Below are 14,305 nucleotides of genomic sequence, written 5' to 3' on the forward strand. Positions count from 1 at the left end.
ATCGGTGCCTGAAACACTGCTCACAAAGGTGTTTCAGGCCACACGCCCTGCTCTCACCGCCCGTCGGTGCGGAGAGCGACGGCGGTGACTCCGGGACCCCTTGCAGATGTGGCTTTCCGGCGTCCGTTCCGACTGCCCGAGCGGGGGCCGTTGAGCGTAGCTGCCCACTGTATGCAGTTGTCCACTCGCCGCCGGTGATGATCACAACTGCGCAAAAAGTGTGGCCAACGTCACGCTCCAAATCAGTCCACCTGGGAATGATTGGCCTTCATCGGTTGGTCAGCCGCCGGACCAGCTTGAGGCCCGACCAGGTCGTGTCGATCGCGCAGACCTTCACGTCGACGACGCCGAGCGGGAGGGCGAGCTCGCGGATGCCGTTCTCGTCGAGGTCGGTCGCGACCCCGGACGACCGCTTCGGCCAGGCGGCCCAGATCATCCCGGCCGTCACCGTCTTCCCGAGCAGCACGGGCAGCCGCTTCGCGAGCCGGGCCCGGTCCGGGCAGAACATCAGCACGACGTCGTACGGCGACCGGCCGGCCCGGCGCGTCACCGCCGTACCGGCCGGCAGTCCTTCGATCGCGAAACCGTCCGGAGCGTTGTCGAGCAGGACCACGTGCTCGGGCTTGATGCCGAGTTTCACGGCCAGCGGCTTACCCGAGTAACCGGAGGTGGTCATGAAGTGATCGTAGGGCGGCATACTGACGGGATGGCGTTGACGGATGAGGCGATCGTCAAGATCAAAGGGATGATCACCTCGGGGGAACTGGGTCCGGGGGATCGACTGCCGAAAGAGGCGGATCTGGCCGCGCGACTGGGCTTGTCGCGGAACTCGCTGCGCGAGGCGGTCAAGGCGCTCACGCTCGTCAACGTGCTGGACGTCCGGCACGGGGACGGTACCTATGTCAGCAGTCTCGACTCGGCGCATCTGCTGGACGCGCTCAACTTCATGGTCGACCTGCACCAGGACGACTCGGTCCTGCAGTTCTTCGAGGTACGGCGGTTGCTCGAGCCGGGTGTCGCCGCGCTGGCGGCCACCCGGATCAGTCAGGAGCAGGTGATCGAGCTGCGGCTGCTGACCAGTGACCTCACGCCGGACGCGGACGTCGAGGAACTGGTCGCGAACGATCTGCGCTTCCATCGCGCGATCGCCGAGGCGACCGGGAACCAGGTCGTCTGCTCACTGCTCGACGGCATCTCCGGCGCGACCCAGCGGGCCCGGATCTGGCGCGGCGTCACCCAGGCCGGTGCGGTCCAACGGACCCTGGCGGAACACGCCGCGATCCTGGACGCGATCGAGATCGGCGATGCCGAGGCGGCCCGGGCCTGGATGACCGCTCACATCGCCGGCGTCGAAACCTGGCTGCGCAAGGCCCCATGACCGGTGAGCCGCCTCCACCCCGCAGTGCGCTGACGCTGCGGATCGTGTTGTCGGCCTTCGGGGTGGCGCTGTTCGCGGCGGCCACGGTGCTGGCTGTCGGCTACGACCTGCCAGCGGGATGGGTGATCACCTTCGCGGCGCTCGGAGTGGTTGCACTGGTGGACCTGGTGGTTGTTGCCTGGCGCAAGCATTCGGAAAACAGTTGAAGGGTGCTGGGGGCGGGCCGTATCCTGTTGGACGTCCCATTCCCGGCGTCAGGGGTTCGAGTTGTCGAACTGAGGTCTTTCTCCGCAACTGATCGATCGCCACCTGTCTGGTGCGCGGTCTCCGTTCGAGACCTCAGCTGGAGTCGACACTCATGAGTATTTCCCTGTCCTGTACCGACCTCTTCTTCGCCTGGCCTGATGGCGAGGTCCTGTTCGACGGCCTGACCTTCGTCGCCGGGCCGGTCCGCTCCGGCCTGGTCGGCCGCAACGGCGCCGGCAAGTCGACGCTGCTCCGGCTGATCGCCGGCCGGCTCACCCCGCAGCGTGGGGCGATCCGGGTCAGCGGCGAGCTCGGGTACCTGCCGCAGGACCTGACCCTCGACACGTCGCTGCGCGTCGACCAGGCGCTCGGCATCGAGGACGTCCGGAAGGCGATCATCGCGATCGAGTCCGGTGATGCCTCGGAGCAGAACTTCGCGATCGTCGGCGACGACTGGGACGTCGACGAACGCGCCGAGGCGTTGCTCGGCAAGCTCGGTCTCGGCGCGATCAGCCTCGACCGCAGCGTGGGCGAGCTGTCCGGCGGCGAGACGATCCTGCTCGGCCTCGCGGCCGAGCTGCTCCGGCGTCCCGACGTACTGCTGCTCGACGAGCCGACCAACAACCTCGATCTGCGGGCGCGGCGGCATCTGTACGACGCCGTCGACCAGTTCCGAGGTGCGCTGGTGATCGTCAGCCACGACCGGGAGCTGCTCGATCGGGTCGACCAGATCGGCGACCTGCGGAAGGGGGAGGTCACCTGGTACGGCGGCAACCTGACGGCGTACGAGGAGGCGGTCGCGACCGAGCAGGAGGCGGCCGAGCGGATGCTGCGGGCGGCCGAGGCCGATGTCCGGAAGCAGAAGCGCGATCTGGTCGAGGCGCGGATGAAGATGGATCAGCGCCGGGCCCGCGGGCAGCGTGCCTTCGAGGCCGGCGGGATCCCGAAGATCGTCGCCGGGAACCTGAAGCGTGGCGCGCAGGTGTCGGCCGGCAAGCATCTCGGGATGCAGTCGGAGCGGCTCGATTCGGCGCAGGAGGCGTTGGCCGACGCCGAGGAGAAGGTCCACGACGACGACACGATCCGCGTCGACCTGCCGAAGACCGCCGTACCTGCTGGTCGCGTGGTGCTGCGGTTGGAGGACCACGTACTGCGAACCGGTGCGCACGTCGACCTGGAGATCCGCGGGCCGGAGCGGATCGCGTTGACCGGGCCGAACGGCGCCGGGAAGACGACGCTGTTGCAGTCGATCGTGTCGGGGGAGCTGCCGGTGGTGCCGTTCCGGTACCTGCCGCAGCGGCTCGATCTGTTGCGTGACGACCTGTCGATCGTCGACAACCTGGCATTACTTGCCCCAGGCACCGAAAACCAGCAACGGCGGTCGCGGTTGGCCAGGTTCCTGTTCCGGGGGCGGGCGGCGGATCAGCTGGTCAGCACGCTGTCGGGTGGCGAACGATTCCGGGCGACCCTCGCGGCGTTGCTCCTCGCGGAGCCTCCACCTCAGCTGCTCATGCTGGACGAGCCGACGAACAACCTCGACCTGGCGAGCGTGGCGCAGTTGAAGGATGCGTTGGCGTCGTACAACGGTGCACTGATCATTGCGAGCCACGATCTACCGTTCCTGCGGGAGATCGGGATCACTCGCTGGGTAGAGCTGACACCCGAGTCGCTGACCGATATCGATCCGCTGTAGGGGTCTGCAGACAGAGACGAGTCAGGTCTCCAGGCAGACGCGGTACCCATGCCTCCACCCGCACCGTGGAGGCATGAAAACACTCCAGAAACCTCTCCGCGAAGTCGCTGCCTATTTGGCGATCACGTACGTGCTCGCTCTGCTGATCGCGTTCGCCCTGCCGAACGCGCACTTCAACCTGCTGCTCAGCGTCATGGTGCCGACCGTGGCAGTGGGCATCCTGACCTTCACGATCACGCCGCGGGGCAGTCGCCGCCGGCTGTGGCGGGAGATCGGGCTGAACCGGGCCGGTTTCCGGTCCTGGCCGGCCGCGATCTTGGTACCGCTGCTGCTGTGCGGCGGCGCCTACGGAACCGCACTGCTGATCGGCGCCGGGCGGTTGCACCTCGGCGAGATCTCGGCGGCGACCGTGCCGGGCTGGGCGATCAACTTCGCGATCGCTCTGGTGGTCCCGACCGTGATCATCCTCGGTGAGGAGATCGGTTGGCGTGGCTACCTGCTGCCGCGCTTCCAGCAGGTAACCGGTCGTCGGCGGGCGGCGGTGGCCACCGGGTTCGCCCACGGGCTGTTCCACCTGCCGCTGATCCTGATCGCGACGACGTACGACACCGGCGGTGCGCGGTGGATCGTCGCTCCGTCCGCGGTGCTCACGATCACGGCGGCCGGCGTGTTGTACGCGTGGTTGCGGGACCGGTCGAACAGCGTCTGGCCGGTTGCGATCGCTCACAACGCGGCGAACACCGTGTTCGATCTGGGTGCGTCGGCTGTGGTCGCGACCTCCGGGTCGAGCCTTGCGTACGTCGCCGGCGAGACCGGGTTCGCCACCCTCGGGGCCTGTGTTGTGGTGGCTGTGGTGTTGCTGCGGTGGGCGCGGGTGTGGCGTGCTCCGGTTGAGGCTGTTGAGCAGCAGCCCGTGGCGGCCCTGCACGCGTAGTCTCCGGATATGAGGGGGCAGGTTGGGCCGGCCCCGGGTCGGCAGAGCTGGTGGATCGTCGCGTCGCAGCGCTTGTCGCCGTACCTCGACCCGTTGCTCGGGATCGTGGCTGCGGCGGCAGCGCTGACCTCGCTGCTGACGACCGACCCGGCTTCGGTCGACCCGCGGCTGGAGAATCCGGACGTTGTCGCGGCGATCGCGACCGTGGTGGCCGCCGGTGGGTTGGCCTGGCGGCGCAGTCGGCCGGTCGCGTCGTACGCCGCGATGGTGATCGGCGGCGTGGTGGTGAGCCTGTCGGGGCACTACATCGGGTTGTTGTCGGTGCTTATCCTGTTCAGTCTGTACTCGCTCGCCGCCCACGGCCGGCGACGGGACGGGCTGGTCGGGCTGGGCGTTGGAGTGGCGGTGTTCGGGGGATTGGCGCTGCTCGACGTACCCGACCTCCGTACGTCGGACCTGCTGCTGGCCGTCGCGCTGCTGGTGGCTGCGTGGGCGGTCGGCGACGCGATCCGGTCGCGGCGCAGGCAGCAGCAGGACCAGTTGCTGGCCGCGGTCACCGAGGAGCGGCTGCGGATCGCTCGCGAGCTGCACGACGTGGTCGCGCACAGCATGTCGTTGATCGCCGTACAGGCCGGTGTCGGCGCGCATCTGATCCGCAGCGACGCACTTGCCGCCGAGCATTCGCTCGAGGTGATCGCCGAGACCAGTCGCCGGGCGCTCGAGCAGACGCGATCGATGCTGGGCATGTTGCGCGCGGAGAACGAGGACGGAACCCGGCCTCCGACGCGTGGACTCGACGACGTGGCGGAGTTGGTCGAGGACATTCGGGGCGCTGGGCTCGACGTGACGCTGGAACAGTCGGGTACGGCTGAGCTTGACACTGCGATCTCGCTGACGGCGTACCGGATCGTGCAGGAGTCGTTGACCAACGTGATCAAGCACTCCGCCGCCAGGACCGCGACGGTGAGGGTGGCCTGCACCGGCACGACGATCGAGCTAGAGATCGTCGATCCGGGTCCTTCGCGGGCCTCGGCGACGGGATCGGGCCATGGGCTGGTCGGGCTTGACGAACGGGTGCGGCTGGTCGGCGGTCGCGCGGAGTACGGCGCTCAGGGGGCTGGTTTCCGGGTCCGTGCCACGTTGCCGGTCGGAGTACGTCGGTGATCCGGGTCGCGGTTGTCGACGATCAGGACCTGGTTCGGGCCGGGTTCGTGCTGCTGTTGCGGTCGGCCGGGGAGATCGAGGTGGTCGGCGAGGCGCGGGACGGGCTCGAGGCGATCGCGCTGTGTCGGCGTACGGCGCCTGACATCGTGCTGATGGATGTGCGGATGCCTCACCTCGACGGGTTGTCGGCAAGTCGCACGATCCTTGCCGATCCGGCCTGCCAGGGGACGAAGGTCGTCGTGCTGACGACCTTCGACGACGACGATCTCGTGCTGGAGGCGCTGCGGTCGGGGGCCAGTGGGTTCCTGCTGAAAGAGACCCGGCCGGCGCAGCTGCTCGAGGCGATCGAGGTCGTGGCGGCGGGGGAGGCGTTGCTGCATCCGCGGATCACCCGCCGGCTGATCGAACGGTTCGCCGCGCTCCCGGACGCTCGACCGGGGACCGTCGATGACGGGCTGACCGAGCGCGAGCGCGATGTGTTGCGCGCGGTGGCGCAGGGGTTGTCGAACCAGGAGATCGCGGAGCGGCTGCATCTCGGGTACGGGACGGTCAAGACGCATGTGAGTCATCTGCTCACGAAGCTCGGGTGCCGGGATCGGGCTCAGTTGGTGATGTACGCGTACGAATCCGGGGTCGCTGTGCCGGGTGCTTCTTGATTTGGGATACCCCCTAGGGGTATCTTTCCGGGCATGGACGAGCACGGTGGGCAGATGGATCACGGCGGGCATGCTGGGCACGGGGATCACGCTGCGCAGTTCAAAGACCGGTTCTGGATCAGCTTGGGACTGGCCGTGCCGGTGGTGTTCTTCAGTGCGATGTTCGCGGATCTGCTGGGGTACACGCGGCCGGACTTCCCCGGCTCGGGGCTGATCGCGCCGGCGCTGGGGACGGTGATCTTCGTGTACGGCGGGCAGCCGTTCCTGACCGGTGGTTGGAGCGAGTTGAAGTCACGTCGTCCCGGGATGATGTTGCTGATCTCGATGGCGATCACCGTGGCGTTCGTCGCCTCGTGGGTGACTACGCTGAAGATCGGCGGGTTCGACCTGGACTTCTGGTGGGAGCTCGCGCTGCTGATCGTGATCATGCTGCTCGGGCACTGGCTGGAGATGCGGGCGCTCGGTGCGGCGTCGGGTGCGCTCGATGCGCTGGCGGCGCTGCTGCCGGATTCCGCGGAGAAGGTCACCGATGACGGCGTGGTCGAGGTGTCGTTGCACGAGCTCCAGGCGGGGGACGTCGTACTCGTGCGGTCCGGTGGTCGGGTGCCGGCGGACGGGACGGTGGTCGACGGGCAGGCCGAGGTCGACGAGTCGATGATCACCGGGGAATCACGGCCGGTGTCGCGGGCTGTTGGTGACGCCGTGGTGGCCGGAACTGTTGCCACTGACAACGCTTTGCGGGTCGAGATCACGGCGGTGGGTGACGACACTGCGTTGGCTGGGATCCAGCGGTTGGTGGCTGAGGCGCAGGCTTCGTCGTCGCGCGCCCAGGCGTTGGCTGATCGGGCGGCTGCGTTCTTGTTCTACTTCGCCTCGATCGCTGGGGTGATCACGTTCGTGGTGTGGGCGTTGCTGGGGAAGGTCGACGAGGCGGTTACGCGAACGGTGACCGTGTTGGTGATCGCCTGCCCACACGCCCTCGGGCTCGCCATCCCGCTGGTGATCGCGATCTCCACCGAGCGCGCGGCGAAAGCCGGCGTACTCGTGAAGGACCGGCTCGCCCTCGAGCGCATGCGCACGATCGACGCCGTCCTGTTCGACAAAACCGGCACCCTCACCAAGGGCGAACCAGCCGTCACCGGAGTCGCCACCGTAGGAACCCTCACGCACGAGGACCTGCTGGAGCTGGCCGCCGCAGTAGAAGCCGACAGCGAACACCCACTGGCAAAAGCAATCGTCCGGGCCCACGCCGAGCGAGTACCCGTCGGTGGACGAATGATCGCGTCGGACTTCCGGTCGTTGACCGGGCGGGGTGTGCAGGCGGTTGTTGATGGCTCCGAGGTTGCTGTTGGCGGGCCGGCGTACCTGCGGGAACTCGGCTTGACGGAGCCTGGCGAACTGGAGGCGGACGTCGCCGGGTGGAAGGAACGCGGGGCGGCCGTCCTGCATGTTGTGAGGGATGGGCAGGTGGTTGGGGCTGTTGCGCTTGAGGATGAGGTGCGGGAGGAGTCTCGGCAGGCTGTGGATGCGTTGCATCGGCGGGGGGTGAAGGTGGCGATGATTACCGGGGATGCGCATCAGGTTGCGGATGCGGTCGCGAAGGAGTTGGGGATTGATGAGGTGTTCGCGGAGGTGCTGCCTCAGGACAAGGACGCCAAGGTTGCGGAGTTGCAGAGCCGTGGCTTGAAGGTTGCGATGGTGGGGGACGGGGTGAACGACGCACCGGCTCTGGCGCGGGCTGAGGTCGGCATCGCGATCGGGGCGGGGACTGATGTTGCGATCGAGTCGGCCGGGGTTGTGCTTGCCGCGGATGACCCCCGCGCCGTCCTCTCGGTGATCGAACTGTCCAAGGCCAGCTACCGCAAGATGTGGCAGAACCTCATCTGGGCCACCGGCTACAACGTCATCACAGTCCCGCTCGCCGCCGGCGTACTCGCCTTCGCAGGCATCGTCGTCTCGCCCGCCGTCGGCGCGCTGCTGATGTCGATCTCGACGATCGTCGTAGCCCTCAACGCCCAACTACTACGCCGCCTCGACCTCTCACCTTCCCGCCTCGCCGCGTAGCCCCGACAGCACGACCCCCACCAGGCGCCGTACCGCAGCCTTCGACGGTACGGCGCCTGCCGCGCCCAGCGCATGCACGCAGTACGCCGCCAACTCCTTCGCCGGCACGTCATCACGTACGTCGGTCATCAAGCCGGCCAGGAAATCGACGAGCTGCTCCCGCCCCCGAGCCACGTGCTCCGACCGATGCAGCGAAGCGGCCGGGCCCGCCGACGGCGGATGTTCGTGGCAGATGAACGCATACGCCTCCAGCACGGCCTCGAGTCGCCCGGTGTCCGTCCAGATCTCGGTGAGCTGCCGCAGATGATCGCCGACCTGCCGCTCGTGCCACGCCGTCAGGATCGACTCGACGTCGGGGAAGTACTTGTAGAGCGTCGCCCGCCCCACCCCGGCCCGCTGAGCGACCTCGGCCATCGTGACCCCGGTCAGCCCTCGCTCGGCAACCACGGCAGCCGCCGCATCCAGCACCGCCTCCTGCACAGCCTCGCGGTGGCTCGCGATCGTGTCGTTCCACAACTTCGGCATGTCGGGATTCTAGCTGGACAGTCTGCCTATGATCGAGACACAGTGTCTCGAAAAAGGAGATTGACGTGCCTGCACTCGAAGCTCACCTCGACACCCCGCGTGCCGAGCGGTACCTGGCCCAGCTGACCAGCCATCTGGGCCATGGGCCGGGTGGTCTGAAGGTCCTGTCCACGGCAGCGGACGAACTTGTCGTGGATCTCGGCACGGCGACCTGGACCGTCCGGGCGACAGGCGATCAATTGGTACTGCGGGTCGAGGCCGACGATCAGGCCGAGCTCGGGCAGCAGGGCGAGCGCGTGGCTCACCGGATCGAGCAGATTGCCCGGCGTGACGCACTGCGGGTCGACTGGCGCCAGGGCTGAGCACTGGGCTGCTTGCACAGTGAAGCCCGGTCGAGTGTGCACACTGGACGGTGAGACAGCCCGGCCAACAGCCGTACGTTCGGTGAAATCCCAGGGCTGGAGGTTTTCATGGCCGGTACATCTGTTGGTGCGGACGATTACGCGCTCGCCCGCGTCCCGGAGCAAGCGCGGTACTCCTGGTGGTCTGTCGCGACCCAGCGGTTCGGGCAGATCTCGGCGCTGAGTCAGTTCCTGCTCGGCGCGACGCTCGGCTTCGGCATGAGCTTCTGGACCGCGTTCTGGGCGCTCACGCTCGGCGCGGTGATCCTCGAACTCGTGGCGATCCTGATCGGCGTCATCGGCGCCCGCGAGGGTCTGCAGACGTCGGTGATCGCGCGCTGGACCGGGTTCGGCCAGGCCGGCTCGTCGCTGATCGGGCTCGCGATCGGGATCAGCCTGATCGGGTGGTTCGGGATCCAGTCCGCGGTGTCCGCGGCCGGTCTGAGCCAGCTGATCGGCGTACTCCCGACCTGGGGCTGGTCGCTCGTCTTCGGTCTCGCGGTGACGCTCGTCGTACTGCGCGGCTTCCATTCGATGGCCTGGGTCGCGTACGTGACCGTCCCGGCCTTCCTGGTCCTGGTCGGCTGGTCGATCATCAGCGAGCTGTCCGACCACAGCTTCGGCTCGCTGGTGAACGCGGCGCCGCCCGGCCCGCACCTGAGCCTGCTCGAGGGTACGACGCTGGTCGCGGGCGGATTCATCGTCGGCGCGGTGATCACGCCGGACATGACCCGCTTCAACCGCAGCGTCGGCGACGTCGTCAAGCAGACTGTCCTCGGCATCACGCTCGGCGAGTACGTGATCGGCCTGGTCGGCGTACTGCTCGCGCACGCCGTCGGTTCGGCGAACGTGATCACGATCGTCACCTCGTCGGTCGGCTGGGTCGGCACGCTGGTGATCATCCTGGGCACGATCAAGATCAACGACTGGAACCTCTACAGCTCCGGCCTCGGCATCGTGAACTTCATCGGCACGGTCTTCGGCCGGCACGTCAACCGGGCCGTGGTCACGCTGGTCGTCGGCGTACTCGGCAGTGTGCTCGCGGCCGGCGGGATCCTGGACAAGTTCACCGAGTTCCTGACCGTGCTCGGCGTCGCCTTCCCGCCGATCGCCGGAATCATGGTCGCGGAGTACTTCGTGGTGAAGCGCTGGCGCCCCGACCTGGACGCGACCAGAGCCGCGGGCACGCTGCCCGCGACCGCACCGACCTGGGTGCCGGCCACGATCGTGATCTGGATCGGAGCCGCCCTGATCGGCAAGTACGTCGGCTGGGGACTGCCCAGCATCAACTCACTCGTCGTCGGCTTCCTGGCGTACGTCGTGGCGGGCAGGCTCGGCCTGATCCGCGGCGTCGGCACAAGCCGCACCATGGACAGTGCGCCGACCGAGATCGGCGTCGTAGCCCAACCTGGGAGGATCTGAATGCGTATCGGCATCGATGTCGGTGGCACCAACACCGACGCCGTGCTGCTCGATGGCACCGGCGGGGATGTCAGCGTGCTCGCGGCCAACAAGTCCGCGACCAGCGCGGACGTGACCGCGGGCATCATCGACACGCTGGACCGGCTGCAGGCGGAGCGATCCTTCGACCCGGCGCAGGTCCAGGCCGTGATGATCGGCACCACGCACTTCATCAACGCACTGGTCGAGGCGCGGCGGCTGGCTCCGACGGCGGCGCTCCGGCTCGGTCTGCCGGCCACCGCCTCGCTGCCGCCGCTGGTCGACTGGCCCGAGCGGCTGGTCGAGGCGATCAGCGGACGGAGCTACCTGGCGCACGGCGGGCACGAGTTCGACGGCCGGCACATCGCCGAGCTGGACGAGGACGAGCTGCGCCGGCACGCGGGCGACATGGTGAAGCACGGCGTACGGTCGGTGGCGATCTCGTCGGTGTTCTCGCCGGTGAGTAACGAGTTCGAGCTGCGTGCCGCGGAGATCCTGCGGTCCGAGCTCGGCGACGACGTGGCGATCTCGCTGTCGCACGAGATCGGCCGGATCGGCCTGCTGGAGCGGGAGAACGCGACGATCATCAACGCCGCGCTCCGCGAGCTGGCCGCGAGCATCGTCGACGGGCTGTCCGGCGCGGTCGCCGGCCACGGCATCTCCGCGCCGCTGTACCTGAGCCAGAACGACGGCACGCTGATGGACGTCGACTTCGCCCGCCGGTACCCGGTCGCCACGTTCGCGTCCGGCCCGACGAACTCGATGCGCGGTGCGGCATTGCTGTCCGGGCTCGACACCTGCGCGGTCGTCGACGTCGGCGGTACGACGAGCGATGTCGGCGTACTCACGCACGGCTTCCCGCGTGAGGCGACGACCGAGGTCGACGTCGCCGGGGTGCGGACGAACTTCCGGATGCCTGATGTACTCAGCATCGGGATCGGCGGCGGCAGCTTGGTGGCCGAGGGCAACGACCAGGTGACGGTCGGGCCGCGGTCGGTCGGGTATCGGCTGACCGAGGAGGCGTTGGTCTTCGGTGGCCAGACGCTGACCGCGACGGACATCGCTGTCGCGGCCGGTCGTGCTGAGGTTGGCGACGCCGCGGCGGTCGCGGATCTGGATCCGACGCTGGTGAAGTCGGCTCTGGCGCGGGTGGCAGCAGATATCGCGGACGCGGTCGAGCGGATGCGTACGTCGCCTGACCCGCTCCCCGTGGTGGCGGTCGGCGGTGGGTCGATCCTGCTGCCGGACGATCTGCCCGGCAGTCTCGCCGTCCATCGGCCGGATCACTTCGCGGTCGCGAACGCGATCGGCGCGGCGATCGCGCAGGTCGGTGGCGAGGTCGACCGGGTGTACGCGATCGATCCCGGCCGCCGGGACGCGGTGGTGGACGAAGCGCGGCAGGAAGCCGTCGACCGCGCGATCGCAGCCGGCGCCGATCCCGCGGCCGTGCGGATCGTGGACTTCGACGAGGTCCCGATCCCGTACCTGCCGGGCAACGCGACCCGCATCCGCTGCAAGGCCGTCGGCGACCTGCGCCTCGGGGAGGCGTCGTGAGCGCGACCGCGGGGCGAGTGCCTGCCCGCCGGGCGGCCGGGGTGGAGTGGTTGCGATGAAGCTTCGGGCTGAGGATCTGGGGTCCCTTGCTCGCGGTGCCGCCGTGCTGGGCACCGGGGGCGGAGGGGATCCGCACATCGGGAAGCTGCTCGCGCAGCAGGCCGTGCGGGAGCATGGGCCGGTCGAGATCGTTGCCGTCGGCGACCTTCCGGACGACGCCTGCGTGTTGCCGGTGGCAATGATGGGCGCACCAACGGTGATGGTGGAGAAGCTGCCGTCCGCGGACCAGATCTCGGTCGCGGTACAGACGCTGGCGAAGTACGTCGGGAAGACGCCGACCCACCTCGCCTGTATCGAGGCCGGCGGGGTCAACTCGACCGTACCGGTGATCGCCGCCGCGCAGCTCGGGCTGCCGCTGGTGGACGGCGACGGGATGGGCCGCGCGTTCCCCGAGCTGCAGATGGTGCTGCCGACGCTCGCCGGGATCGAGGCGACCCCGATGTCGATCGTCGACGAGAAGGGCAACCGCGGCGTGTTCGACACGGTCACCAACGAATGGGCCGAACGGCTGGCCCGCTCGGCGACCATCGACATGGGCTGTTCGGCGATCGTCTCGCTGTACGCGATGACCGGCGCCGAGATCCGCGGCGCGTTCGTGGCCGGCACGCTCAGCAAGTGCGTCACGATCGGCCGGGCGATCGAGCAGGCGCAGCGTGAGCACACCGACCCGGTTGCGGCCGTGGTCGACGAGCTCGGCGGACGGCTCCTGCACGTCGGCAAGGTCGTCGACGTACAACGCCGTACGACGACCGGCTTCGCGCGCGGTGACGCCACTGTCGACGGGCTGGACGCGTCGCACGGTCACGTGATGGTGCTGCGGTTCCAGAACGAGCACCTGGTCGCGGAGCTGGAGGGTACTGCGGTTGCCACCACGCCGGACCTGATCATCGTGCTCGACACCGAGACCGGCGAACCGATCACCACCGAGGCCTTGCGGTACGGCTACCGGGTCAGCGTGCTCGCCGCACCGGCCGACGAACGCTGGCACTCCCCGGAAGGCATCGCGCTGGTCGGGCCGCGGTACTTCGGCTACGACCTCGACCCGATCCGGGCTTTGGAGACCGTATGAGCTGGCAGTTGGACATCGAGCACCTGCGGGATCTCGCCCGCGGGGCGGCGATCCTCGGGACCGGTGGTGGCGGGGATCCGCTGATCGGGCGGCTGCTGGTCGAGCAGGCGATCCGCGAGCACGGGCCGGTGACGGTCCTGGACCCGGACGAGTTGGACGACGACGCGTTCGTCATCCCGACCGCGCAGATGGGTGCGCCGACCGTGATCGTGGAGAAGATCCCGCGCGGCAGCGAACCGGTCGGCGCGCTGCGAGCGCTCGAGAAGCACCTCGGCCGGACCGCCGACGCGACGATGCCGATCGAGTGCGGCGGCATCAACTCGATGATCCCGCTGCTCGTTGCCGCCCGCACCGGCCTGCCGGTGGTCGATGCCGACGGCATGGGGCGGGCGTTCCCCGAGCTGCAGATGGAGACGTTCTCGGTCTACGGCGTACCGGGGTCGCCGATGGCGATCGCGGGCGAGCACGACGAGACCGTGGTGATCGACACCGGCACGGACAACAAGCAGATGGAGTGGCTCGCGCGAGGGATCACGATCCGGCTCGGCGGGGTCGCGCATATCGCGGAGTACTCGATGACGGGCGCCGAGGTGAAGCGCACCGCCGTACCGCGGACGCTGTCGCTCGGACTGTCGATCGGGCGTGCCGTCCGGGAGGCGCGGGCGGCGCACAAGGATCCGGTCGAGGCGATCCGGGCCGCGCTGGCGCCGACGCTGTACAGCCACCTGCGGGTGCTGTTCCGCGGGAAGGTGGTCGACGTGGAACGCCGTACGCTCGAGGGCTTCGCGCGGGGGCGGGCACGCTTCACCGGGTACGACGGGACCTCGGAGCTCGAGCTGCGCTTCCAGAACGAGAACCTGGTCGCAGAGGTCGACGGCGAGGTGGTGTGCACGGTGCCGGACCTGATCTGCGTACTGGAGGCGGACACCGCGGAGCCGATCACCACAGAGGGCCTGCGGTACGGCCAGCGAGTCACCGTGGTCGGCATCTCGACGCCTGACCTGATGCGTACGCCGGAGGCCCTGGCCGTCTTCGGACCGTCCTGCTTCGGTCTGGACGTGGAGTTCAACCCGGTCGAACGCCGCGGCGACCTCGTAACCACCCCATGACTCTCGGCCCGC

14 protein-coding genes are annotated in these 14,305 nt (G+C 68.6%); 12 read left to right on the plus strand and 2 right to left on the minus strand.

What is annotated here, in order from left to right:
* Nucleotides 1-268 precede the first annotated feature (268 nt).
* Complete coding sequence (locus ACFWUU_RS25525; RefSeq protein WP_380178833.1) at nt 269-676, minus strand: DUF3052 domain-containing protein; 408 nt, start codon at nt 674-676, stop codon at nt 269-271.
* A 30-nt stretch (nt 677-706) separates the two neighbouring features.
* Between ACFWUU_RS25525 and ACFWUU_RS25530 the strand changes: the two genes are divergently transcribed.
* From ACFWUU_RS25530 to ACFWUU_RS25560, 7 genes are all read left to right on the plus strand, one after another.
* Nucleotides 707-1,378 carry a FadR/GntR family transcriptional regulator gene (locus ACFWUU_RS25530; RefSeq protein ID WP_137258038.1) on the plus strand — a complete coding sequence of 224 codons (672 nt, stop codon included), beginning with the start codon at nt 707-709 and terminating at the stop codon, nt 1,376-1,378.
* Nucleotides 1,375-1,584 (plus strand): DUF6343 family protein, encoded by a 210-nt coding sequence (locus tag ACFWUU_RS25535; protein ID WP_380178835.1) that lies wholly within the window; start codon nt 1,375-1,377, stop codon nt 1,582-1,584. The genes ACFWUU_RS25530 and ACFWUU_RS25535 overlap by 4 nt, the downstream gene beginning before the upstream one ends.
* Before the next feature lie 152 nt (nt 1,585-1,736).
* The gene (locus tag ACFWUU_RS25540) at nt 1,737-3,317 is read left to right on the plus strand and encodes an ABC-F family ATP-binding cassette domain-containing protein (RefSeq protein WP_380178837.1); all 1,581 of its coding nucleotides are present in this window, start codon (nt 1,737-1,739) and stop codon (nt 3,315-3,317) included.
* Nucleotides 3,318-3,390: 73 nt separating this feature from the next.
* On the plus strand, nt 3,391-4,251 hold the full coding sequence (locus ACFWUU_RS25545; RefSeq protein ID WP_380178839.1) for a CPBP family intramembrane glutamic endopeptidase: 861 nt from the start codon (nt 3,391-3,393) through the stop codon (nt 4,249-4,251).
* A 9-nt stretch (nt 4,252-4,260) separates the two neighbouring features.
* On the plus strand, nt 4,261-5,415 hold the full coding sequence (locus ACFWUU_RS25550) for a sensor histidine kinase (protein ID WP_380178843.1): 1,155 nt from the start codon (nt 4,261-4,263) through the stop codon (nt 5,413-5,415).
* Nucleotides 5,412-6,071 carry a response regulator gene (locus ACFWUU_RS25555; RefSeq protein ID WP_380178846.1) on the plus strand — a complete coding sequence of 220 codons (660 nt, stop codon included), beginning with the start codon at nt 5,412-5,414 and terminating at the stop codon, nt 6,069-6,071. Before ACFWUU_RS25550 ends, ACFWUU_RS25555 begins: the two co-directional genes overlap by 4 nt.
* A 33-nt stretch (nt 6,072-6,104) precedes the next feature.
* Nucleotides 6,105-8,135, plus strand: coding sequence for a copper-translocating P-type ATPase (locus ACFWUU_RS25560; RefSeq protein ID WP_380178848.1), 2,031 nt, complete (start codon nt 6,105-6,107; stop codon nt 8,133-8,135).
* On the opposite strand, the gene ACFWUU_RS25565 is transcribed toward ACFWUU_RS25560, so the two are convergent.
* The gene (locus ACFWUU_RS25565) at nt 8,112-8,660 is read right to left on the minus strand and encodes a TetR/AcrR family transcriptional regulator (protein WP_380178850.1); all 549 of its coding nucleotides are present in this window, start codon (nt 8,658-8,660) and stop codon (nt 8,112-8,114) included. The two genes, ACFWUU_RS25560 and ACFWUU_RS25565, sit on opposite strands and share 24 nt — an antisense overlap.
* A 65-nt stretch (nt 8,661-8,725) precedes the next feature.
* Here ACFWUU_RS25565 and ACFWUU_RS25570 point away from each other — a divergent pair, with 65 nt between their 5' ends.
* The 5 genes from ACFWUU_RS25570 to ACFWUU_RS25590 all read left to right on the plus strand — a co-directional run bounded on the left by ACFWUU_RS25570 (nt 8,726) and on the right by ACFWUU_RS25590 (nt 14,293).
* A complete protein-coding gene (locus tag ACFWUU_RS25570) occupies nt 8,726-9,022 on the plus strand; it encodes a DUF2218 domain-containing protein (protein WP_380178852.1) in 297 nt (98 codons plus the stop codon).
* A gap of 108 nt (nt 9,023-9,130) precedes the next feature.
* Complete coding sequence (locus tag ACFWUU_RS25575) at nt 9,131-10,483, plus strand: purine-cytosine permease family protein (RefSeq protein ID WP_380178854.1); 1,353 nt, start codon at nt 9,131-9,133, stop codon at nt 10,481-10,483.
* Nucleotides 10,484-12,055: a hydantoinase/oxoprolinase N-terminal domain-containing protein gene (locus ACFWUU_RS25580; protein ID WP_380178856.1), complete on the plus strand. Its 1,572-nt coding sequence runs from the start codon at nt 10,484-10,486 to the stop codon at nt 12,053-12,055.
* Nucleotides 12,056-12,110: 55 nt separating this feature from the next.
* On the plus strand, nt 12,111-13,184 hold the full coding sequence (locus ACFWUU_RS25585) for a DUF917 domain-containing protein (RefSeq protein WP_380178858.1): 1,074 nt from the start codon (nt 12,111-12,113) through the stop codon (nt 13,182-13,184).
* On the plus strand, nt 13,181-14,293 hold the full coding sequence (locus ACFWUU_RS25590; protein WP_380178860.1) for a DUF917 domain-containing protein: 1,113 nt from the start codon (nt 13,181-13,183) through the stop codon (nt 14,291-14,293). Before ACFWUU_RS25585 ends, ACFWUU_RS25590 begins: the two co-directional genes overlap by 4 nt.
* Nucleotides 14,294-14,305: the final 12 nt, after the last annotated feature.

It is taken from the genome of Kribbella sp. NPDC058693 (genome assembly GCF_042715335.1).
Taxonomy (GTDB): Bacteria; Actinomycetota; Actinomycetes; order Propionibacteriales; family Kribbellaceae; genus Kribbella; species Kribbella jiaozuonensis.

Bases quoted from the DNA above. Each gene is read 5' to 3' on its own strand.
- ACFWUU_RS25585 (WP_380178858.1), top strand. From the start codon at position 12,111: ATGAAGCTTCGGGCTGAGGATCTGGGGTCCCTTGCTCGCGGTGCCGCC.
- ACFWUU_RS25540 (WP_380178837.1), top strand. From the start codon at position 1,737: ATGAGTATTTCCCTGTCCTGTACCGACCTCTTCTTCGCCTGGCCTGAT.
- ACFWUU_RS25580 (WP_380178856.1), top strand. From the start codon at position 10,484: ATGCGTATCGGCATCGATGTCGGTGGCACCAACACCGACGCCGTGCTG.
- ACFWUU_RS25575 (WP_380178854.1), top strand. From the start codon at position 9,131: ATGGCCGGTACATCTGTTGGTGCGGACGATTACGCGCTCGCCCGCGTC.
- ACFWUU_RS25535 (WP_380178835.1), top strand. From the start codon at position 1,375: ATGACCGGTGAGCCGCCTCCACCCCGCAGTGCGCTGACGCTGCGGATC.
- ACFWUU_RS25530 (WP_137258038.1), top strand. From the start codon at position 707: ATGGCGTTGACGGATGAGGCGATCGTCAAGATCAAAGGGATGATCACC.
- ACFWUU_RS25560 (WP_380178848.1), top strand. From the start codon at position 6,105: ATGGACGAGCACGGTGGGCAGATGGATCACGGCGGGCATGCTGGGCAC.
- ACFWUU_RS25565 (WP_380178850.1), bottom strand. From the start codon at position 8,660: ATGCCGAAGTTGTGGAACGACACGATCGCGAGCCACCGCGAGGCTGTG.
- ACFWUU_RS25525 (WP_380178833.1), bottom strand. From the start codon at position 676: ATGACCACCTCCGGTTACTCGGGTAAGCCGCTGGCCGTGAAACTCGGC.
- ACFWUU_RS25550 (WP_380178843.1), top strand. From the start codon at position 4,261: ATGAGGGGGCAGGTTGGGCCGGCCCCGGGTCGGCAGAGCTGGTGGATC.
- ACFWUU_RS25545 (WP_380178839.1), top strand. From the start codon at position 3,391: ATGAAAACACTCCAGAAACCTCTCCGCGAAGTCGCTGCCTATTTGGCG.
- ACFWUU_RS25590 (WP_380178860.1), top strand. From the start codon at position 13,181: ATGAGCTGGCAGTTGGACATCGAGCACCTGCGGGATCTCGCCCGCGGG.